This is a genomic window from Herbivorax alkaliphila (assembly GCF_030848475.1).
GTDB lineage: Bacteria > Bacillota > Clostridia > Acetivibrionales > Acetivibrionaceae > Herbivorax.
Genome location: NZ_JAVDDS010000011.1, coordinates 66950 through 88481 on the forward strand (window position 1 = coordinate 66950; position 21532 = coordinate 88481).

The following is a 21532-nucleotide window of genomic DNA, read 5'->3' on the forward strand; positions in this document are numbered from 1 at the left end:
GTGTACTTAAACCATAGGGACTTATAAAAACCTTAGTTTTTGTAAGTTCCTATGCAGGGGATTGGCAAGGGGGTTTTATATAAAAAAGTATGAGTTACGTAAAAACAACTGGAATTGTTATAAAAGAAGTTCATACTGGTGAGGCAAATAAAATTGTAACTTTATTTACTAGAAATATGGGGAAGGTTTCTGGTTCTGCTAAAGGTGCAAGAAGACCTAAAAGCCGTTTTGTTGCAGGAACCCAGCTTTTATGCTATAGCGACTTTGTACTTTTTAAAGGAAAAGAAATGTATTCTATTAATAGCTGTGATGTCATTGAACCTTTCTATAACATTAGAAATAGTATTGAAAAGCTAACCTGTGCAGCACATATGACAGAGATAATAAATGATATTGTTCAGGAAAATCAACAAGCTACAAAGTTGTTAAAGCTTTTTTTAAATTCTTTGCACATGCTTTCAAATTCAAACAGACCAATTTTACAGATACTTACTATATTTGAAATGAAACTTCTTTCAATTTTAGGATATGCTCCTTGGGTTGGAGGATGTTTGAATTGTGAAAACAAGGAATTTGGTGATATGCTATTTAGCTTTGAAAAGTGTGGTTTTATATGTGAAAAATGTGCTTCCCTTGATAAAGGTGCTGTTCAACTTTCTGAAGGGGCAACTAAAGCTATATATTACATAGTTTGCAGCAATATGAAAAACATATTTAATTTTGAAGTATCTAATAGAGTACTGAATGAATTGAGAAGAGTATCAAAAACATATTTAAACAACCAGTTAGAAAAAAATTATAAAAAAATGGACTTTTTAAAATACTTATAAATTAAAAAATTTCTTAGTAATGACTAAGAAATAAATCATCGAGATTTTGTCCTTTAGAATAAGGCATTGCTTAGAATGTAAAAAAAAGCGGTATAAGGAAATAGTATGACTATAACCTCTTAATATATTTAAAAGAGAATAAACAGAACTTTTAATGGCAGCCTGGCAATCATCGTTTAAAAACATTAGACCCAAAGCTTTGCGTCATCACCTTTCAGTGATTTTGCCCTGTTTCATAAGTCACAGTTTATCTCCTTATACCATTAGGGAGGAAATATTGTGCTATATATATATTATAACATAACATATTAAAAAAAGAAAGAAATAAAAATATTTTGGGTGCATATTATTAAATGTGAAAAACAATATTCCAGAAGCTGAAGTTACGCAGTTTAGAGCCTGTAATGCTCATCTTTTATATTTTCATTTACTTAACATAACATGTGTCTAGAAGGTGGATTGTTAGAATAAGATAAAAATACAAAAACCCCTGTAGATTTTTAATTTTTGTGATATAATTAGTAATATGTTTAAAACTTTGATAGTTGACCACTAAAACGGATATAATCATATCGATATATTGTTGTTTCTAGGTATTTTTATGGTATATAGGTTTCGAGATTTTGTAAAATCGTGTAGTGAATCGTGGTGAGTGAACTCTAAAACTAAAGGAGTGGGGTTATGTCAAAGTATGATTTAGATAAAGGAAAGAGTATTTTAAGTTTTTTAAATACCAAGACGTTAACTAAAATAGTTAGAATAAATAGTCCTGCAGATTTAAAGCATTTTAGAATGTTTGAATTCATAAATGCTACCATTATTGACAGAACTGAAAATGACGTTGTTTTAAAAATTAAAGACAGCATAAAAGACCCCTTATTTTTTCCTGAAGACCATGTCGTTATAAATTATTCTCACAACAAAGAGCTATATATTTTATCAGGTGTAATTAGCTATATATATGGTATTGATCCATTAACAGTTAGTATTTCTGTTAGTGGAATTGAAAAATTTAAAGACTTAAGAAAGCATCAGAGATATTATGTTAGTTTAACTTCTACAATTAAAGTCTCAGGTTTTGTTAGTACTATTTTTGCAGTTGTTAAAAATATTAGTTCTGGTGGTATAAAAGTCTATTGTAAAGACGTACTTAATTATGATGACATAATAGATATTGAAGTAATTTTAGATAGAACTAACAAATTAAATTTCAATGGAAAAATTGTGAGAAAATCTAAAATAAAAGACTATTATGAATATGGTATAGAGATAATAGGTTTATCGGAATCTAATATGCAATGTCTGTACCACTACATGAAATGGCTGAACTCTGACTATGTTTAAACATGTAAAATTTAAAGGGTTTATCCTATATTGAGGTCTGATAATTTTTCAAAATGACAGTTTTGAATATAGGGTAAGTTTTATTCAAAGACTCCATTTTTTATAAAGTGGGGTCTTTGTTATGATTTTTAAGCATAGAAAGTTTTGTAAGACTTAAAAGTGAGAGGGTGGTTAAAATAGACTTAATATGTTAAAATGTTTATGGATAATTTGGAGGGAGATAATGAAAAGAGAAATATATTTAGACAATAGTGCAACTACAAAACCATATGATGACGTTATTGAGGTTGTTAATGATATAAATAAAAATATTTATGGGAATCCTTCATCTCTACACAGAAAAGGCATTGAAGCTGAAAAGCTTGTTAAAGGCTCAAGAGATATTATTGCTAAAACACTTTCAGCTCAAAAAGATGAGGTTTACTTTACATCAGGAGGTACAGAGGCTAACAATCTTGCTATTTTAGGATATCTTAAGAGAAATCCAAGGAAGGGAAAACATATTATAACAACTAAAATAGAGCATCCTTCTGTGCTAGAGGTGTTTAAATTTTTATCAGATGAAGGTTATAAAGTTGATTTTATAAATGTAGATAAAGATGGTATGGTAAATGTTGAAGAGATTAAAGAAAAAATATGTGATGAGACATCTTTAATAAGTATAATTCATATAAACAACGAAACAGGAACTGTTGAGCCAATAGAAAAAATTGCAAACATAAAAAAAGATGCTGTACTTCATGTTGACGCTGTACAGGGATATGGGAAAATTAAAATAATTCCTAAAAGGCTAGGTATTGATTTGATGACAATTAGTTCTCACAAAATTCATGGTCCTAAAGGCGTGGGAGCTCTTTATAAAAATAAAAATATAAGGATTAAGCCAATATTATTAGGAGGAGGGCAGGAAAGCCTTGCTAGATCTGGAACAGAAAACGTTTCGGGAATATATGGATTTGGAACTGCTGCTCGCATAACTTTTGATAATATTGAGAAAAATTATATTAAATGTAAAGATTTAAAGAATACTTTAATAAAGAAACTTCTTTCTGATGTTGGAGGGGTGCGTATTATATCTCCTGAAGGTTCATCGCCTTATATATTAAATGCATCTTTTGAAAATGTACGTGGAGAAGTACTTCTTCATCATCTTGAGGAAAGAAATGTATTTGTATCTACAGGAGCCGCATGTTCTTCTAAAAAAAATTCTCAAAGCCATGTATTAAAGGCTTTAGGTTTACCAATTGAATGTATTGACGGGGCTGTAAGATTTAGTTTTTCACATGTTAATACAGAGGAAGATATAGAGGATACAGTGAATGAACTTAAGGGCATTTTGCCTAAAATAAGTATAAAAAGTGGAGGATTGAGATGGAAAAAGTAATTTTGATAAGATATGGTGAAATAATGCTTAAAGGTTTAAATAGGCCGTTATTTGAAAAAAAGCTTATTAAAAATATCAAAAAGGCTATTCATAATCTAGGTAAAGCAAGTGTTAAAAAATCTCAGGCACGAATTTATGTTGAGCCCATTGAAGAAGATTATGATTTTGATGAATGTATAAATCTTCTTACAAAGGTATTTGGAATTGTATCGGTTAGCGTTGTGTGGAAAATAAATTCTGATTTTGATGAAATTAAAGAAAATGCTTTAAAGATGGTGACTGAGCTAGTAGAAAAGAAGGGGTATTCTACATTTAAAGTTGAAACAAAAAGGGGAAATAAGCGGTTTCCAATGAATTCACCTGAAATCAGTAAAGAGTTAGGTGCACACATTTTATCCAATATTCCAAAAATCAGTGTGGATGTAAACAATCCTTCATTTATTGTATATGTGGAGGTTAGAGAATTTACATATATTTATTCAGAGATAATACCATCTGTCTGTGGAATGCCTGTTGGTACTAATGGAAAGGCTATGCTCTTACTATCAGGGGGGATTGACAGTCCTGTTGCAGGCTGGATGATAGGTAAAAGGGGTGTGGAGATAGAGGCAGTTCACTTTTATAGTTATCCTTATACCAGTGAACGTGCAAAGGAAAAAGTAATCGATCTTTCTAAAATTTTAGCAGAGTACTGTCATAAAATTAATCTTCATATCGTTCCCTTTACTGATATTCAGTTAGAAATAAATGAGAGGTGCCCGCATGAACAGTCAACTATAATTATGAGAAGAGTTATGATGAAAATCGCAGAAAAAATTGCAAAAAAGACAGAGGCAGTTGCTTTAATTACAGGAGAGAGTATAGGGCAGGTAGCAAGTCAAACTATAGAGAGTCTTGCAGTGACAAATGAGTCGGTAGATTTGCCGGTTTTTAGACCGCTTGTTGGAATGGACAAAAATGAAGTGGTTAGTTGGGCAAAAAAAATAGGAACTTATGAAACGTCAATTCTTCCATATGAAGATTGTTGCACTGTTTTTGTGCCTAAACATCCAAATACAAAGCCAAAATTAGACAGGATAGTTCTTTCAGAAAAAAAGGCTGACTTAAATGATTTAGTTGAAAAAGCCGTAGAGGACACAGAAATTTTGACAGTTACCAAAGATTAAAGTGAACTGGTTAAATTATCGGGATTTTGTCTTTGAGAATAGGGCGTTATTTCTAAATAAATTTAAAAGTGTGTAATAATATATATTTAAGCAACAATAATTATATAATATATTTAGAATTTATTAAATAGAAGGTATATAAATGTTGCTTAAATTTTTGTTAAAGAAAAAAATAAATATTATATTTATTACTTTGCTACTTGTATGTTTAGCATTGTTTTTTGGGCTTTTTTCAATATTAAATCAAAAAACTTTCTATAAAGGTGTAAGTATAGAGGGTATAGATGTTTCTGGGCTTGATATAGATATAGCAAGGGAACTTGTTGAGAAAAAGCTCTATAATTATACTAATGAGAAAAAGATAAAGCTAAGGTATGAAGATAAGGTGTGGGAAATTTCATTAAATGATATTTCCTATGGATTTCTTTTGGAAAATACACTTATAAAAGGTTATAGAGTTGGCAGAGAAGGAGGGGTGTTTACTAGAGTAAAAGAATTAATAAATTTAAGGTTAAATGGCAAGGATATTTTTGCAGATGCAACATTTTCAAATGATGAACTTTTGGAAATGGTTTTAGATGTAAAAGATCAAATAGACAGAAAAGAAAAGAATGCAACAGCAGAGTATAAAAGTGGACGTATAAAATATAGTAATGAGATTATCGGTGAATATATGGATGTTGACAAAAACATCGATTTGATAGAAAATAGTATACTAAGAAGAAATTTTTCTACTATTGATTTGAATGTCAAAAAAGTAATTCCAAAAGTACAATTAGAAGATATTTCACATATTGAAGAGGTTGTGGCTTCTTTTTCTACGTCTTTTAACTCCTACAAGATTAACAGAACTTATAACATCAAATTGGCCTGTGAGAGAATAAATAACAGTATCATTTTACCAGATCAAGTGTTTTCAGTGGATAGAGCATTAGGAACTCGAACAAAGGAGAATGGTTATAAAAATGCTCCTGTTATTATAAATAATAAGTTCATAGAAGGTGTAGGAGGTGGAGTTTGTCAGGTTACTTCAACCTTATATGTAGCTGCTCTTAAAGCAAAATTGGGAATAGTGGAAAGAGCAAGTCATTCTATGCCATTAGGCTATGTTGAGCCAGGTCAGGATGCAACAATTGCAGAAGGATATATTGATTTTAAATTTAAAAATAATAAGGATTATGCAATATTATTGAATGCAGAGGTTGTAGGAGGAAAGATAATTGTCAGATTTATAGGTAAGAAAAGCCCTTTTAAATATAATGTTGCTTTAAAATCTATTATACTTGAGAGAATAAGTCCGGGCAACAGTGAAGTGGTATATGATTGGTCATTGTCACAAGGAGAGACAGTGGTTGAAAAACGACCACTAGAAGGCCTGAGAGTTGCAGTGTATAGAGAAACATATGATGATAAATATAAACTTTTAGAAAGAGAAAAGATATCAGAAGATTATTATAGACCGGTAAAGGGACGTATTAGGATAGGACATATCAGGCAGTGAACTTATTTAGCTAAAGCTAAAAAAATTATAATAAGTGAGGTTATATTTATGGAAGAAGCTCTATATAGCAAAAGTATTACATGTCCTGTATGTGATAAAAAAATTGAAGTAACAAAAGTTAAGTCAAAAAATTGCATTGTATCTTCAAGGGATACTGACTTTTGTGTTTATTATGAAACTGTAAATCCTATATTTTATGATGTATGGGTATGTGAGTTTTGTGGCTATGCTGCTCAAGCTGATAAATTTGAACAGATTTCTTCCCGTAATGCAGATAAAATTGTTAAAAATATAACTCCACACTGGAAAAAAAGAAGCTTTAATGGAGAAAGAAGTTTAGAAAAAGCTTTAGAGGCTTTTAAGCTAGCTCTTTATAATGTTCAAAAAATAAATTCTAAAGCAATAGATTATGCTAAAATATGTTTAAGAATAGCCTGGCTTTATAGATTATTAGAGGATGAAAAAGAAATAGAGTTTTTAAGGCATTCATTAAAATTTTATTATGAAGTTTATGAAAAAGAAGATCTTCCAATAGGTAAGCTGGACAAGTTTACATGTATGTATATGATAGCAGAACTTAATAGGCGAGTTGGAGAGTACGAAGAGGCAATGGTATGGTTTAATAGATTGGTAAGTTCACAGGAAGCAAGACAAAAGAAAGTTTTGATGGAAAAGGCGAGGGATCAATATTATCTTACAAAAAAACAAAAAAAAGAGAGCGACTAAAAAGGGTGCCTGTCAAAAAAGTTGACATTGATATAAATTATTATTATTATTAACTTAGGAATGCCTTAGAAATAATTTCGTATTCTCAAGGACAAAATCCCGATGATTTAACGGGTTTTGGATGATGAGAATCGGATGTTATTTCTTAGCCATTACTTAGTGATATTTGAAAAATTGACCTTAATGGTTTTTTTCTTAAATTAACAGGAGGTTTTAGTATGTATAGTTTAAATGAAATAAGTAAATTTGATCCCCAAATTGCAAACGAAATTGAAAAAGAGGTTGAGCGTCAAAGGAATAAGATAGAGCTTATCGCATCTGAAAATTTTGTGAGCAATGCAGTTATGGAAGCAATGGGAACTCCTCTTACAAATAAATATGCTGAGGGCTATCCGGGAAAAAGATATTATGGTGGCTGTGAGCATGTAGATGTTGTTGAGGATATAGCAATTGAACGAGCAAAAGAAATATTTGGGGCAGAACATGCCAATGTGCAGCCTCATTCTGGAGCACAGGCTAATATGGCAGTGTTTTTTGCAGTTCTAAAGCCGGGAGATACCATTTTAGGTATGGATCTTTCTCATGGAGGTCACTTAACTCATGGAAGCCCTGTGAATATATCAGGTAAATATTTTAATGTTGAGTCCTATGGTGTAAGACAGGATGACTGTAGGATAGATTATGATGAAGTGAGGAAGGCAGCATTAAAATCCAAGCCCAAGCTAATAGTTGCTGGTGCAAGTGCTTATCCGAGAGTGTTGGATTTTAAAAAGTTTAGAGAAATAGCAGATGAGGTTGGAGCGTATTTGCTTGTGGATATGGCACATATTGCAGGTCTTGTCGCAGCTGGACTTCATCCAAGCCCAGTACCATATGCTCAGTTTGTAACAACCACCACACATAAGACACTTAGAGGTCCTAGAGGTGGTATGATTCTTTGTAAAGAAGAATTTGCTAAAAAAATTAATAAGGCAGTTTTTCCTGGAATACAGGGTGGGCCTTTGATGCATATTATAGCAGCAAAAGCTGTTGGCCTTAAGGAAGCAATGACAGATGAATTTAAAAATTATCAAACACAGATAGTTAAAAATGCAAATGTTTTGGCTAAAACATTAATGGAAAAAGGATTGAGTGTTGTATCTGGAGGAACGGACAACCATCTGATGCTTGTAGACTTGAGTAATAAAGATGTGACAGGGAAAGATGCTCAAAATATGTTGGATGAAGTTTATATTACTGTAAATAAAAATGGAATTCCTTTTGACAAACAGAGCCCATTTATTACAAGCGGAATTAGAATTGGTACACCAGCAGTAACGGCAAGAGGAATGAAGGAAGAGGATATGCAGGAAATAGCAGATGTTATTAATCTTACTCTAACTGATTTTGATAACTCAAAAGAGGCTATAAAAGAAAGAGTATCAACTTTATGCAAAAAATACCCTCTATACTAATAGTGGATATTTTTAAATTTGAAAGAATGTTATGAATTTTTTAAGACTCCACCTTGTACAAGGTGGAGTCTTAAAATTGTTAAAAATTTTAAGTTAAAGGCAAACATAGAATTTTCTTAAAATGTTATGAAGAAATACTTTAGTTTTATTTTTTTTCGAGTAATTTTTAACAAATACCTGTAAAATTTATAGACTTGTTCCTTTTCCTCACTGGTTATTTCCATCTGACTGTATCTTGCTTTAACAAATAAATTTGTAATTTCACTAAAATTATGAGGTCTAAAATATCCATAAGCATCTAATCTTTTAGCATATTCAAGAGGTGTTTCTCCATCTATTACAGGTATTCTTTGAAGGCTTAGAAGTTTTAAATAGTTTTCAAATAATTTAAGTATGCACTCTCTGGCGTTTAAATTGTATATTTTACGAAGCTTTATTTTACGCCTTAACATGTTAAAAGTTATTATAAGTGGAATTATTATTATAGCAAATAATATAATCAATATAAGACGCAAATCTATTATGTTACTTTCTTCTTCAGTATAGTCAGAATATTGATTTATGCTATCGGATTGTTCAAAATTATAATCATAAGGTATGCCACTAGGATCTCTTTGATCGTTTAAGTGAGGAGGGGGAGTTGAATCAGGATTGTAATAAGTATGATTATAGGTGGCAGTTGGTTCAAAAGCAACCCACCCAATTCCTTCAAAGTATGCTTCAACCCAAGCATGTGCGTGGTTGTTTCGTACTTCGTACAAGTCATTTTCGGATTTTTCTAAAGGAAGTCTATAGCCTTCAACATATCTTGTTGGTATACCAACACATCTTGCAAGAATAGCCATTGAAGTTGCAAAATAAGTACAATAGCCTTCATTAATATCAAAAAGAAAATAGTCAACAAAATCCCTTTCTTCAGGTATGTTTCCTGGCAGTAAAGTGTAGAAATAGTTCTTTGCAAGATAAGTTTCTATCTTTTTTGCTTTGTCAAAATTATTTTTCTCATCTTTTGTTATTTCCTGTGCAAGTTGGTGTACTCTATCTGGAACAGTGTCGGGAACAAATGTATAGTTATCAAAAACAAAGTTTGAATAATCTTTTAAGAGATTTAAATCAACTAAATTACTAATTAAATTATCAAACTCAATAGAATTATATGTGGATGTAATATAACTGTGAAATAGTTTGCTATTATATTCAAAGGTATCATTTTCGTAGTCAGAAAACTCTTCTACCAAAAACTGCAAAACAGTCTCTGTGAAGGCCTGTTTAAATTGTACACTACTAGGCTCATCCATAGTATATATATCTGAAAACAAAGGCAATAGTAATGATTCAAGCTCATCATGAGTATTATAATCAGAGTCTTCATGTTGTGATAATCCAAGTAATTCAATACTATATCTAAATTGATTACCTTGAGAAGAACGGTATATGTCATATGGTTGGAAGCTAAAAAAAGAATTTGAACTATCGTAATAATAAGATTTTGGAGGGTGGAGGTATAGTGGAATATCTAAGCTAGAATCCGTATAAAAGTGAGATTTAAAACCCATATTTGACTTAAATAGTCGTGGGTCTAGTCCAGAATCGGATGAGAAAATAGAGTCGATAGAACTTTGAGATTGAAAATATGAACTTGAACTACTAGGTAGTGAGCTAAGGTCTGGATTAATAGGTTGCTGGCTGCTAGAAAAAACATCCAGAATATCTTCATCCAGAATATCTTCATCATCAATTGATTCATCTGAATCATCAACTTCTCCAAAATCCTTTAAAATCTCCTGATATGTGCTGTCAAGAATATAGTCACATATTGCCTCTAAGTTTTTTTGGTACGCATCTTCGTACAGCCCATAAGAACTATATCTTAGAAGTTCTTTGATGTATTCATTGTCTGTATCTAAATTATAATTATCAAATGAATAGGAGTAATTGTTTTTAAAAGGTTCTGTATAAACAATCATTCTCTCAGGGTTAACAGAAATCTCTTCTTTTTTTATATTTTCTTCAAATTCAAAGTTCATAGATTTTAAAGGTGCAAAAACTGAATTTGTTATTATATTAAAATAGTGGATGTTTACCTCTTCAGGTTCTAGGAAATCATAAAGTTGCTCTGTGAAATTGGATATGTCAGAAGAAGTCATATTAATAAGAAGAGGAAGTCCAAAAGCTATCTCAAATATATCATAATTTACTTTGTGATCTAAGGTGTCAATAGGCAATTCATTAAGTCTGGGATTATTATCAAAGTTTTCTGTGTTATATGATAAATCCCATGTATTATTTAAGTAGAGATTACTTGAACGACCTCTTAAGTAGATTCTTTCGTTAGACTCCACCTCTAATATTTTAGTGTTATCAAGCTTTATATCTCCTCCTAATGATTCACTATCTCCAAAGCCTATAGATTTTAATGAAAACAATCCAATATTTTGAGTGCTATAAAATTTACTAGAACCATTAAATTGAAGAGTAATTTTATTATATAAATTCTGAATCTTACTATCCATCCACTCCCATTGGACAGGGTCAGAGCTTACAGGCATAAGGTTTGTTAAAATTATTATTATTATACATATTGGAAATGTAAAAGTTAAAAAGCTAGGAAGATTTATTATATCGCCAGCATTTTGTTTTGATTTTTTATAATAAATATGAAGAAAATAGTATACTAAAATGCAAATGCAAAATGTATAAAATGAAATATATGCTCTATATGAAAAGAAATTAAAAATCCACTGGGATGGGAAAAGTATAATACCACTTAAAGCTATTAGCGGAAAATTAAATTTTCTAAATGTAAAAATATATACAAAGGACGATAATCCAATACAAAACAAAATGGTAATAAAAAGAGAATAATTTTGATTATAAGATTCAATATCTTTTATATAGTCAATTAACCATATAACAGGGTTGTAAATATAATGAAAAATATCATTAATAAATAGATAAAAAAATATGATAATAATTGCTGAAGCAATAGAAACAATAGAAATCTTAAAGATTTCTGTATTTATAAACATAACTGAAAGTAAAAGCAGCACAATTAAAGACATGCCAGCAATTTCATAGGGTTTAAAAGGAAAGGACAGAGTTGTAGTGAGTGGAAAAACAAGACTAAAACTCATAAGCATTGAAAGTGCAAGTTTTGCAAAATAATCAAGAAATTTAATATTTTTCATTAAGCAACACCTCAATTAAATAAAAGATTAAGGGAATCAAGTTTTCTAAAAAAATTAGATTAAGAACAAAAGGCTTCTTTAATGTCGTCTTCTACACTGATTTTATAAGCATTAACCCCTATTTCAGGCAGTTCCTTTAACATGTTGTTTTTTTCCTCACTGTCAGATTCATATGCACTATTAGGAGAAACATGTATTAGAGTGACATCAAAACCAGACAACTTTGCTTTATATAATTCATCCAATAAATCACTGTTAAGTGAGGGGGTGAATAATAATATATTTGACTTTTTCAAACTGTTATTTTGCACATGCATAGAAAGTATATCTTTAATTTCTACATCCTGATTAAATTTTATTTTAGCAAGAATATCATAAATTCCCTGAAATTGAAGGCTGTTTTGTGCTTTAACTTCTGTATATTCATCTTTGTAATAAAGAAGGTTTACATTTGCCCAATTACCTAGTAAATAATATACGAAAGATACAACACATTCAATAAGAGTGTCTTCAACTAAAAGGTTTTGTTCAGGTGGATACTCCATTTTCATTAAATCCAATATAAGTACAGAGTTTGTCCTAGAGGTAGAATCAAATTTTTTGACCATTAACTCATTCATCTTAGAAGAAAGTTTCCAATGAACCCTTTTAATGCTGTCTCCATACATATACTTTCTAATGTCTGATATAGTGTTTGAATTTTCAAACAGATTATTTGGTATAGAGTGAGATTCTGAAAGAAGTATAGATTTTAATTTGACACCGCTAAGTTCAATTATTCTTGGATATACTTTTATAATCTTTGAACTGTTCGGTTTATGAGTCAATCTAAAAATTCCCAGAAAATCTTCAAATTCTATAGACTTTATACCTATTTCATGTTCTCCTCTATATCTAGGTCTGGCTTTGAACTGAAAGGTTTTTTTGGCAAATGGACCTAAAGAAAAACTTTCTTTTTGTAATTCTTTGTCAAAAACTATATTTCCAGTTAAAAAGCTTACATTAATATAAGGATAAAGGAAAAAATCTTCATTGCATATATTTAAGTTGTAAATGAATTCTTCGCCCTTTGTAATGCTTATTTTATCAAGTTCTTCAAAGTACTTAAATCTAATAAAAGCTATAGTTGTAAGCATTATAGACACTACTGGTGTTACAACTATAGTGTAAAAAAACATATACGGGACTTTGCCACCGTAAAGGTATATAAAAAGCAAAGGCAGGGTAAAAAGAATAAAATACAAAAATCTATTTTTTTTCATAACTATCCACCATAGGAACCCTTACTGAATGTAAAATAGAATCAATTATTTCTTCAGGGGTTAATTTTTTTAGTTTTGCTTCTTGTTTCATTATAATTCTATGTGATAAAACTGGCATTGCCATATATTTCACATCCTCAGGTATAACATAATTTCTATTATTGTATAATGCCCATGCCTGGGAAGCTCTAAATAGTGATAAAGACCCTCTTGGACTTGCCCCTAGATGTATATTTGGATGAGTTCTGGTTTCATTAACTATTTCCACAATATAATCGTTTATTGTTTTATCTGAATACACAGTTTTTACTTTATTTTGGATGTCAAGAATGTCCTTACTTGTAGAAACAGGCTTTAATTGGTCAAGAGGATTGTTTTGTTGAAAACGGGAAAGTATATAGCTTTCTTCTCCTTTATCAGGATATCCTATAGATACCTTCATTAAAAACCTGTCTAGTTGTGCCTCGGGAAGAGGATATGTGCCAAGATATTCAACAGGGTTTTGAGTGGCAAGTACCATAAAAGGCTTTGCCATATCATATGTAGTTCCGTCAACAGTAATCTGTTTTTCTTCCATTACCTCTAAAAGACTTGCCTGAGTTTTAGGAGAGGTTCGGTTGATTTCATCTGCCAATATTATTTGACTCATAATGCTTCCAGACTGATATACAAACTCTCCCTTTTTCTGATTGTACATTGTAAAGCCTGTGATATCAGAAGGCAGAACATCTGGCGTAAATTGAATTCTTTTAAATGAAGCGTTTATAGATTTTGCAAGACAGGATACAATACTGGTTTTTCCTACTCCTGGGATATCTTCTATTAATACATGTCCATCACATATTAGAGATATAAGTATAAGTTCAACAGCTTTTCTTTTTCCCACAATAACTTCTTCAACATTTGTCACAATTCTATTTAATATGTCAATTGAATTACTCATATTCGCCCCCTTAAATTGGTAAAATGAAATTTCTATAGTAACTATAAAAAAAATTCCTCATAGTGAAATTATAAATGAAATTAAAAATAAATCAATACATGTTATCTATATTTAATATTTTTCCTTAAAAAACCTTAAATATTAAGGTGGTGCACTAAAATTTCTAGTTGGAAATTCAAGACTTAAAATGCTATAAAGAAATATCTTAGTTTTAATTTTTTGCGTGTTATACCTGATATATGTTTGTAAAAATTATATACAAACTCTTTATCTTGGTTGGTTATTTCTAATTGACTGTATCTTGCTTTAACAAATAAATTTGTAATTTCACTAAAAGTATTAGGGTGAAAATGCCCATAAGAGTCTATTCTATTGGCATATTCAATGGGGGTTTCTCCATCAATTACAGATTGTTTTTGAAGTTTAAGATGTTTTAAATAATTTTCAAATAGTTTAATGATACACTCTCTTGCATTTAAATTATATATTTTACGAAGTTTTATTTTACGTCTCAGCATGTTAAAAATTATAATGAGAGTAATTATAACTACGACAAGTAATGCAATTAAAATGAGATGCATGTTTAGTGGTGTATCATTTTGGCTGTTTTGCAAAGGAGATTGGCTCATGTTGTCACTGTTTAATTCATGATTACTAAGTCTGCTGGCAGGTTGTTCATAGTCCACTGGAGAAGGGGATGGAGCTGGGGTAGCATCGTAAAAAGTTTGGTTGTAGCCGGCAGTTGGCTCAAAAGTAACCCATCCAAATCCTTCAAAGTATACTTCTACCCATGCATGGGCGTGATTGTTTCTGACTTCGTATAGGTTTTCTTCTGTTGATTCTAAAGGAAGTCTGTATCCTTCAATATATCTAGAGGGTATATCAATGCATCTTGTGAGAATAGCCATAGCAGTTGCAAAATAAGTACAGTATCCCTCTTTTTGATCAAAAAGAAAATAGTCTACAAAATCTCTTCCTTCAGGAGTATCTCCTGGAAGTAAAGTGTATAAATAGTTTTCTGAAAGATAAGTTTCAATTGCCTTTACTTTGTCAAAATTATTTTCTGCATCCTTGGTTATTTCATGTGCAAGCTGGTGTACTCTGTCTGGAAGAGTATCGGGAATATATGTATAATTGTCCAAAATAAAATCTACATAATATAAAACTTCCCTATAAAAATTATACTCACCAAATAAAGAAGACAAATCGGTGTTAGCTTGTGCAGCATAATCATAAAAGAAATCAACATGGTATTCATAATCAGAAAATTCTAAAAAAAAGTAATCCTGAAGAGAACGTATAATTCTAGAGTTAATTTTTAAAGTTGAGTGTGGTACATTACTAAAATCATCTAAGAAAAAAGAGGTAATTAATAATTCTAGTTCAGTCATATCATCGATATCAATATATTTAAAAATTATATCATCACTTGTTTTTACACTTTTTAGTCGGTTGTAATGTGCAGCCTCAGCTTCTTCAATCATAAGAGGAGGCGTAGAAGCATCTGCTAAAGAATCACTTTGGCTATGCAAATCAATATAAGGTTCTTCAAAAAAATTAGTTAATCTATTGTATGAGTTATTTAAAATAGAGTCACTTATTTTTGAGATAATTTTTCTTAAATGATTGCTATTGAAGTTATTAAAGCTCTGTCTTAAAATCTTTTGAGATATTTGATTAGTTGCATCAAAAAAAGTAGAATTAAAAGAATATGAATGACCTTTTTCAAAAGGCTTATCATAAGATAATATGTCATCTATATTTAAAGTTAATAAATTTTCTTCTATATTTGTATTTTTAAATTCAAAGAAATTTAAATTTAAAGGTGCAAATATGGAGTTGGTCTTTATGTCATGGTATGTGAACTTTGCATCAATTACAGAAAAAATATCGCTATAAAAGTCGTAACTATAAGTTGTAGAATCTGGATAGGCCTTTTCAATAAGTATTAGCTGAGAGTAGAAATCATTATGCCTCATTGAATTAACATTATATATTTCATTAGCCTCACTAGAAGCACGTATTTTGTTTTCTAGTAAATCATCGTTGGTGGATTGATAATCCAAACTCCAATTATTATTTTCATAATAATTACTTGAGCGTCCTCTCAAATAAATTCTTTCCTCAGATTCAACTTCTAAAACTTTAGTATTATCTAGTCTCACATCTCCACCTAATGATTCACTGTCTCCAAAGCCTAAAGATGTTAGAGAAAATACCCCCATATTTTGAGTGCTGTCAAATTTGCCATCATTTCCAAATCTAAAGGTTAAATCATTATATATATTTTGTACTTTATTGTCCATCCAATCCCACTGAATAGGTTTTGAACTTACAGGAATTAGATTTATTAAAAGAATTATTATTATACATATTGGAGTTGTAAAGGCAATGAAGTTAGAAAGTTTTACAATGTTATTGGTGTTTTGTTTTGATTTTTTATAATAAATATGAGTAAAATAGTATATTAAAATACAAGCACAAAATGTATAAAAGGAAATATATGCCTTGTCCATAAAAAAACCAAGTATCCATTGACTTGAAAAAAGTATACTACCACTTAAAACTATAAGTAGAAAATTAAACTTTATAAATGTAAATATAAAAACAAGGGTAGATATTCCAATGCAAAACAAAATAGCAATAAAGCTAGAATGACTTAGATTGTGAGGTTCGATATCTCTTATATAGTCAACTAACCATGTAATTGGATTGTATAGGTAAAATAAAAGGTCATTTTTAAATAAGTATAAAAGTGTTGCAACAATGCCTGAAACAATACAAATCATTGAGAATTTAAGCACTTTTGGATGTATAAATATTATGGACAGTACTAAAAGTACTATAAGTGACATTCCTGCAATTTCATAGTGTTTATAAGGAACCAGCAAAGTTGTAGTAAGAGGAAAAATAAGACTAAAACTTGCAAGTAAAGAAAGTATTAATTTTGCAAAATAATCAGTAAGTTTAACACCTTTCATTAAAAAGTCCTCCTATATTAATTCTTTCAGTTTGCTTTAAAGCTTGCAAAAAACTAGAATTTTTATAAATTTCTATACTTACATAAAAAAATTCCCCTATAAATGAAATTATAAAGGAATTTTAAAATAAATCAATATTACTTAAAAATATTTTTGATTACATAAATTATATCTGCCCTAACTATATTTCAATATGCTTAATTATTTCCTTTAAAGCATCACCTGATTTTGACAATTTTTCTTTTTCATCATCACTAATTGGAACAGTAAGTACTTTATCTATACCGTCTTTATTAACAAGAGTGGGAACACTTAGGCAAACGTCTGAAAGTCCATATTGTCCTTCTAAAAGACTAGAAACTGTCAAAATAGAGTCTTCGTTTCGTACAATAGCTTCTACTATTCTCCTGACTGCAAGAGCAACAGCATAATAAGTGGCACCTTTTCTGTCGATTATTTGATATGCTGCATTTTTTACATTTTCATATATTTGCTTTCGTGACGAACCGTTTTTGCATTTTTTACATTCATCACAAAATTTTTCCATAGGTATTCCAGCTATATTAGTAAGACTCCAAGTGGCAACTTCTGTATCACCATGTTCTCCTAAGATATATGCATGTACATTTCTTGTATCCACTCCAATATGATCTCCTATTAAGTATCTAAATCTTGCACTGTCTAAAACAGTTCCAGAACCAATAACCTTATTTTTAGGGAATCCAGATAACTTGTAGGTTACATATGTAAGGATATCAACAGGATTTGTAACAACCAAAAGAATGGAGTCTGTGCTATACTTTACAATTTCGCCTACGATATTTCTAAATACTTCTGTATTTTTTTTAACCAAATCAATTCTTGTTTCGCCTTCTTTTTGATTTGCACCTGCAGTAATAATTATTATATCAGAATTAGCACAATCACTGTAGCTTCCATTATATATTTTAACAGGTCTGACAAAAGGCATACCATGATTCATATCCATCACTTCACCTTCAGCCTTTTTGTCATTTATATCAATTAAAACAATTTCAGAAACCAATCCACTAATCATTAATGTGTAAGCAGTAGTTGAACCGACAAAACCTGCACCAATTACTGTGACTTTTTTAATTACTTTGCTTAGCATTTTATCCCTCCTATGTGTACTAGTAATTATTATAATATACCTCAAAAAGAAAAAAGTAAACATTTTATAAGAAAGTGATTCTTCAAAAGCATTTATACAAGATTTTTCTAAATATAAAGTGAACTGGTTTAGCTAAAGCTATACATCTAGGTTTCAGTTGGAAACTTAGAATAAATAATATTTTATCTAAATTACAAAAAAAGTAGAAAGGTTACTTTTTTTGATTGTTTTTTGTAAACTTTAATAGTATAATAATAGAAAGATTAAAAGTTAATAGAGTATAAAAAAGAACCCATTATAAAAATAATTATAAGAAGTAGACATATAAAGTTTTAGGGGGCATTTCATGAGTCAGGTAGGAAACGCATTAAAAATGTATTTAATACTACAGGGAAAAGGTAAATGCAAGATTTCTGAATTGGCACAAGAACTGGAGGTTGACGAAAGATCAATTAGGCGATATAGAGATGATCTTGAGCAAGCAGGAATATTCATTAAATCAGAAAGAGGAAAAAATGGAGGATACTGCTTATATTCGGATGGTTATCTTTTAGGATTAAACATGTCAGATAGTGAATTTAATTCTTTGCAACTAGTTGAAAAACAGTTAAATGATTCGATGCACATTGCTTCTAAAGACATTTCTATGTTATTGAATAAAATTAATATTATATTTAAAAGAAAAAATATTTATTCAGATGGATTTGATAATCATATGAAAAAGTCACTCTTTCAAATATTAATCGTAAGGTTGAGAGAAAAACTATGATGGATATTCATGTTGCTTCTTTAACACGTAACAAAATAAACATAACTTATGTATCTTTAGGTTCTGGTGAAAGTCAAAGAGTTGTTCATCCCTATGCCACTTTTCAATATAAAAATGATATATACTTTATTGGATATTGTGAAAAAAGAGAGAAAATATTAGATTTTAAAATTTGTAGAATTAAAAAGTATTTTAAACTAGAAGAAAAATTTCAGAAAAATGAAGATTTTGATTTAAAAAAGTCTATGGAAAATTGTTTTGGAATTTATAAGGACAAGGAGTTGGATGTTAAGTTAAAAATAAAGTATCCGGTGGCGGGGATAGTAAAAGAAAAAATGTGGGTAGAAAATCAAAAAATTAGAGAAGTAGAAGGTGGAATAATATTTAAAGCCAGAGTAAAAGGAAAAACAGAACTAAAGACTTGGATACTTGGAATGGGAAGTGCTGTAGAGGTATTAGAACCTGAAGAATTGAAAAAAGAAATAAAAGAAGAAATTTTTAAGATGAAAAGTTTATATTGTGACCATATATGTCCAGATGATGTGATAAAATGAATTTAAGATTGGTTGAAAGGGGGTGAAAATATGCGTCTAAGATGTGATTTTAAAGGGGAAAAAATACCTTTGTCTCACAATTTAATGTTTGTAAGTCTTATAAAAGAGGCTTTGAAAAAATCAGATTCTGATTACTATGAAAAAACTTATTTTTATAATGGAAAGCAAAATAAAAAGAGTAAAAACTTTTGTTTTTCTGTTAAAATGAAAGGTTTTGAAGTTGAAGGAGATATTGCAAATCTTAAAGATGGAGTTTCTCTATTTATAAGTTCTCCTGATAATGAATTTATGATTTATCTTTATAATGGACTTTTAAAAATTAAAGAGTTTAAATATAAAGATTTTAATATTATAAGGGAGAGAATTTCTTTAATGAAAGAGAAAAAAGTCGATTCTAAAGAAGTAATATTTAAGACAGTATCACCAATATGTGTTAAAAACAATCAGAATTACTTTTTAAAAATTGATGATGAAGGATATGAAAAGGAGCTTAACTATATCGCAGAAAAGGTTCTTGAGAATTTTAGAGGCAGGGGGCTATCAGAAAAGCTTATCTTTCAAAATGTCAAGATGAAAAATGTTGTTGTAAGGCAAGAAATTAAGAAGTTTGAAGAAAAGTCAGGAAAGAATTATCTATGTATTAATTCGTATGAAGGGATTTTTAAACTGTGTGGGAATTCAGAGGATTTACGAGATTTGTATGCTTTAGGGCTTGGGTTTAAAAGGAGTCAGGGCTTTGGAATGCTAGATGTAGTGTATTAAGATGGGAGGTGAGGAAGATTTCTAAGTTGAGATTTTATCGTTCAGGAGAAGTTATAAGAGATTGTGGAATTGTATATTTATACAGTATACTTCGGGAGATGGAAGGACATTACAAAAAAGAATATGGTTTAGATTTTACAGATAATTACTTGGAATTTATATGTTGTGATTATTCTGAAATATATGAGTATATAATTAATGTGAAAGTATTTGAAAACTTTTTAAAGGGTATAAAAGCTGAATTTAAAAAATTAAAAATAGATGAAGAAATATTTGGGAATGCTACTGTTGAAAGCTACGTTGATATAATTAATTCGATAGATGGATTAAAGTTAAGTGATAAAAAGAGTTTTCAAAAAAAGTTTGAGTCAAAATACATGCCATATGTAAGAAATAGTATGAAATATGGAACAAATTCAAATGGCGAAGAAAATTTTCATAAAAATTTTTATGAACTTCTTAGGTTAGTAGTTGAACTGAATGGAAAAGAATTAGAGGAACAAAAACATGTGCTAAATAAATATAAACCAAGCGATAATATATGTTGCATTTGTCACAGTGTTTATTCTACTGAATTTGATATTACTCATAAATCAGAAGAAAAACCTAGAGTTAATTCTAGAAATAATTATATGTTTATGGGATCAGAAAAAAATACATTTAACAACTATGGAAATAATAAAAGTTCTATTTGTTTTGTTTGTGAGTTTTTAAACTTAATTTTTTTATTATATTTTAGTTTAAAACAACCAGTTTATTTAGCTTATGTAGATTCATTAAGAGATTTCTATTTTTTCAATTCAAAGATAAATAACTTAAGAAGATTATATAACGATCAAGGATTTTATAAAAAATTAGCTCAATACAATTCAAAAAATATTAGGTTATATTTAGTTGAGCCCGATTCCCAAAAAGGTGTAGTTTTAAGAATGGAACAAGTATTAAAATACGATGAATTTTTAAAACAAATTAAGTTATATAGTATAATAAACAAACTTTGGATTTCTACAGATACAAATATAAATATTAGGGATTTAAGAAAATTAGTTGTATCTAGAAATTATAAAAGTATAAAAGAAGTTATACTTTTAGTATTACAATGTTTTGATAAGAAAAAAGGGCAAAGAGTATTAAATGTTATGAAAACACTATCAAACATTAAGCTTATGCTGGAAATGTTAGAAATAGAATCTAATGAGAATGGAGGGGTTGATTTGGGCAAAGATTACAAGACATTTTTTTATGCAGGAAAAGCTTTGGGAGAAAAGATACCAATAGAAGCAAAAAACACAGTTGGTTTTAAGTTAATTCAAATGTTAAAGACGGATAACAGAGATGGGATTATCAAGTTTTTATATCACAGTTTTATGGCAAACAGTATTCCTATTCCTGTATATTTTAGCAAAGGAATATTAGATTCGGAAGATTCAAGAGAACTAACTTACAATATTGGTGTTTTTTTAGAAGGATTTTTTAATTAGTTTGGTGGAAATTAGTTTATGTATGACAAGGGCATTTAATGTCGTGTACAAATAT

Annotated in this window: 16 protein-coding genes and 1 riboswitch; of the genes, 11 read left to right on the top strand and 5 right to left on the bottom strand. The window is 29.7% G+C overall.

What is annotated here, in order from left to right; genetic code table 11:
• Positions 1-89: 89 nt before the first annotated feature.
• From recO to RBH29_RS06010, 7 genes are all read left to right on the top strand, one after another.
• A complete protein-coding gene (recO, locus tag RBH29_RS05980; RefSeq protein ID WP_306695864.1) occupies positions 90-830 on the top strand; it encodes a DNA repair protein RecO in 741 nt (246 codons plus the stop codon).
• A gap of 153 nt (positions 831-983) precedes the next feature.
• Positions 984-1068, bottom strand: a riboswitch (cyclic di-GMP riboswitch).
• Between the two features lie 443 nt (positions 1069-1511).
• Positions 1512-2174, top strand: a complete 663-nt coding sequence (locus RBH29_RS05985) for a PilZ domain-containing protein (protein WP_306695865.1) — start codon at positions 1512-1514, stop codon at positions 2172-2174.
• Positions 2175-2397: 223 nt separating this feature from the next.
• Entirely contained in the window at positions 2398-3558 is a 1161-nt protein-coding gene (locus RBH29_RS05990) for a cysteine desulfurase family protein (protein ID WP_306695866.1), read from the top strand.
• The gene (thiI, locus tag RBH29_RS05995) at positions 3546-4724 is read left to right on the top strand and encodes a tRNA uracil 4-sulfurtransferase ThiI (RefSeq protein ID WP_306695867.1); all 1179 of its coding nucleotides are present in this window, start codon (positions 3546-3548) and stop codon (positions 4722-4724) included. The genes RBH29_RS05990 and thiI overlap by 13 nt, the downstream gene beginning before the upstream one ends.
• Positions 4725-4866: 142 nt before the next feature.
• Positions 4867-6225: a VanW family protein gene (locus RBH29_RS06000; RefSeq protein WP_306695868.1), complete on the top strand. Its 1359-nt coding sequence runs from the start codon at positions 4867-4869 to the stop codon at positions 6223-6225.
• 48 nt (positions 6226-6273) lie between these two features.
• Positions 6274-6951: a DUF2225 domain-containing protein gene (locus RBH29_RS06005; protein ID WP_306695869.1), complete on the top strand. Its 678-nt coding sequence runs from the start codon at positions 6274-6276 to the stop codon at positions 6949-6951.
• Positions 6952-7169: 218 nt separating this feature from the next.
• Positions 7170-8405, top strand: coding sequence for a serine hydroxymethyltransferase (locus RBH29_RS06010; RefSeq protein ID WP_306695870.1), 1236 nt, complete (start codon positions 7170-7172; stop codon positions 8403-8405).
• 116 nt (positions 8406-8521) lie between these two features.
• Here RBH29_RS06010 and RBH29_RS06015 read toward each other — a convergent pair whose 3' ends face one another.
• The 5 genes from RBH29_RS06015 to RBH29_RS06035 form a co-directional block, all read right to left on the bottom strand.
• Complete coding sequence (locus RBH29_RS06015; RefSeq protein ID WP_306695871.1) at positions 8522-11593, bottom strand: DUF4129 domain-containing transglutaminase family protein; 3072 nt, start codon at positions 11591-11593, stop codon at positions 8522-8524.
• Positions 11594-11652: 59 nt separating this feature from the next.
• Positions 11653-12855, bottom strand: coding sequence for a DUF58 domain-containing protein (locus tag RBH29_RS06020; RefSeq protein WP_306695872.1), 1203 nt, complete (start codon positions 12853-12855; stop codon positions 11653-11655).
• The gene (locus tag RBH29_RS06025) at positions 12842-13798 is read right to left on the bottom strand and encodes an AAA family ATPase (protein ID WP_306695873.1); all 957 of its coding nucleotides are present in this window, start codon (positions 13796-13798) and stop codon (positions 12842-12844) included. The genes RBH29_RS06020 and RBH29_RS06025 overlap by 14 nt, the downstream gene beginning before the upstream one ends.
• A 182-nt stretch (positions 13799-13980) precedes the next feature.
• A complete protein-coding gene (locus RBH29_RS06030; RefSeq protein WP_306695874.1) occupies positions 13981-16779 on the bottom strand; it encodes a DUF4129 domain-containing transglutaminase family protein in 2799 nt (932 codons plus the stop codon).
• Between the two features lie 181 nt (positions 16780-16960).
• Entirely contained in the window at positions 16961-17911 is a 951-nt protein-coding gene (locus RBH29_RS06035) for an L-lactate dehydrogenase (RefSeq protein WP_306695875.1), read from the bottom strand.
• 346 nt (positions 17912-18257) lie between these two features.
• On the opposite strand from RBH29_RS06035, the gene RBH29_RS06040 reads away from it, so the two are divergent.
• From RBH29_RS06040 to RBH29_RS06055, 4 genes are read left to right on the top strand one after another with little or no spacing between them, the layout of a single operon-like run.
• On the top strand, positions 18258-18680 hold the full coding sequence (locus tag RBH29_RS06040; RefSeq protein WP_306695876.1) for a helix-turn-helix transcriptional regulator: 423 nt from the start codon (positions 18258-18260) through the stop codon (positions 18678-18680).
• Positions 18677-19234 carry a WYL domain-containing protein gene (locus tag RBH29_RS06045; RefSeq protein ID WP_306695877.1) on the top strand — a complete coding sequence of 186 codons (558 nt, stop codon included), beginning with the start codon at positions 18677-18679 and terminating at the stop codon, positions 19232-19234. Before RBH29_RS06040 ends, RBH29_RS06045 begins: the two co-directional genes overlap by 4 nt.
• Positions 19235-19264: 30 nt before the next feature.
• Positions 19265-19996 carry a CRISPR-associated endoribonuclease Cas6 gene (gene cas6, locus RBH29_RS06050; RefSeq protein ID WP_306695878.1) on the top strand — a complete coding sequence of 244 codons (732 nt, stop codon included), beginning with the start codon at positions 19265-19267 and terminating at the stop codon, positions 19994-19996.
• Positions 19997-20022: 26 nt separating this feature from the next.
• A complete protein-coding gene (locus tag RBH29_RS06055; protein WP_306695879.1) occupies positions 20023-21477 on the top strand; it encodes a hypothetical protein in 1455 nt (484 codons plus the stop codon).
• Positions 21478-21532 lie beyond the last annotated feature (55 nt).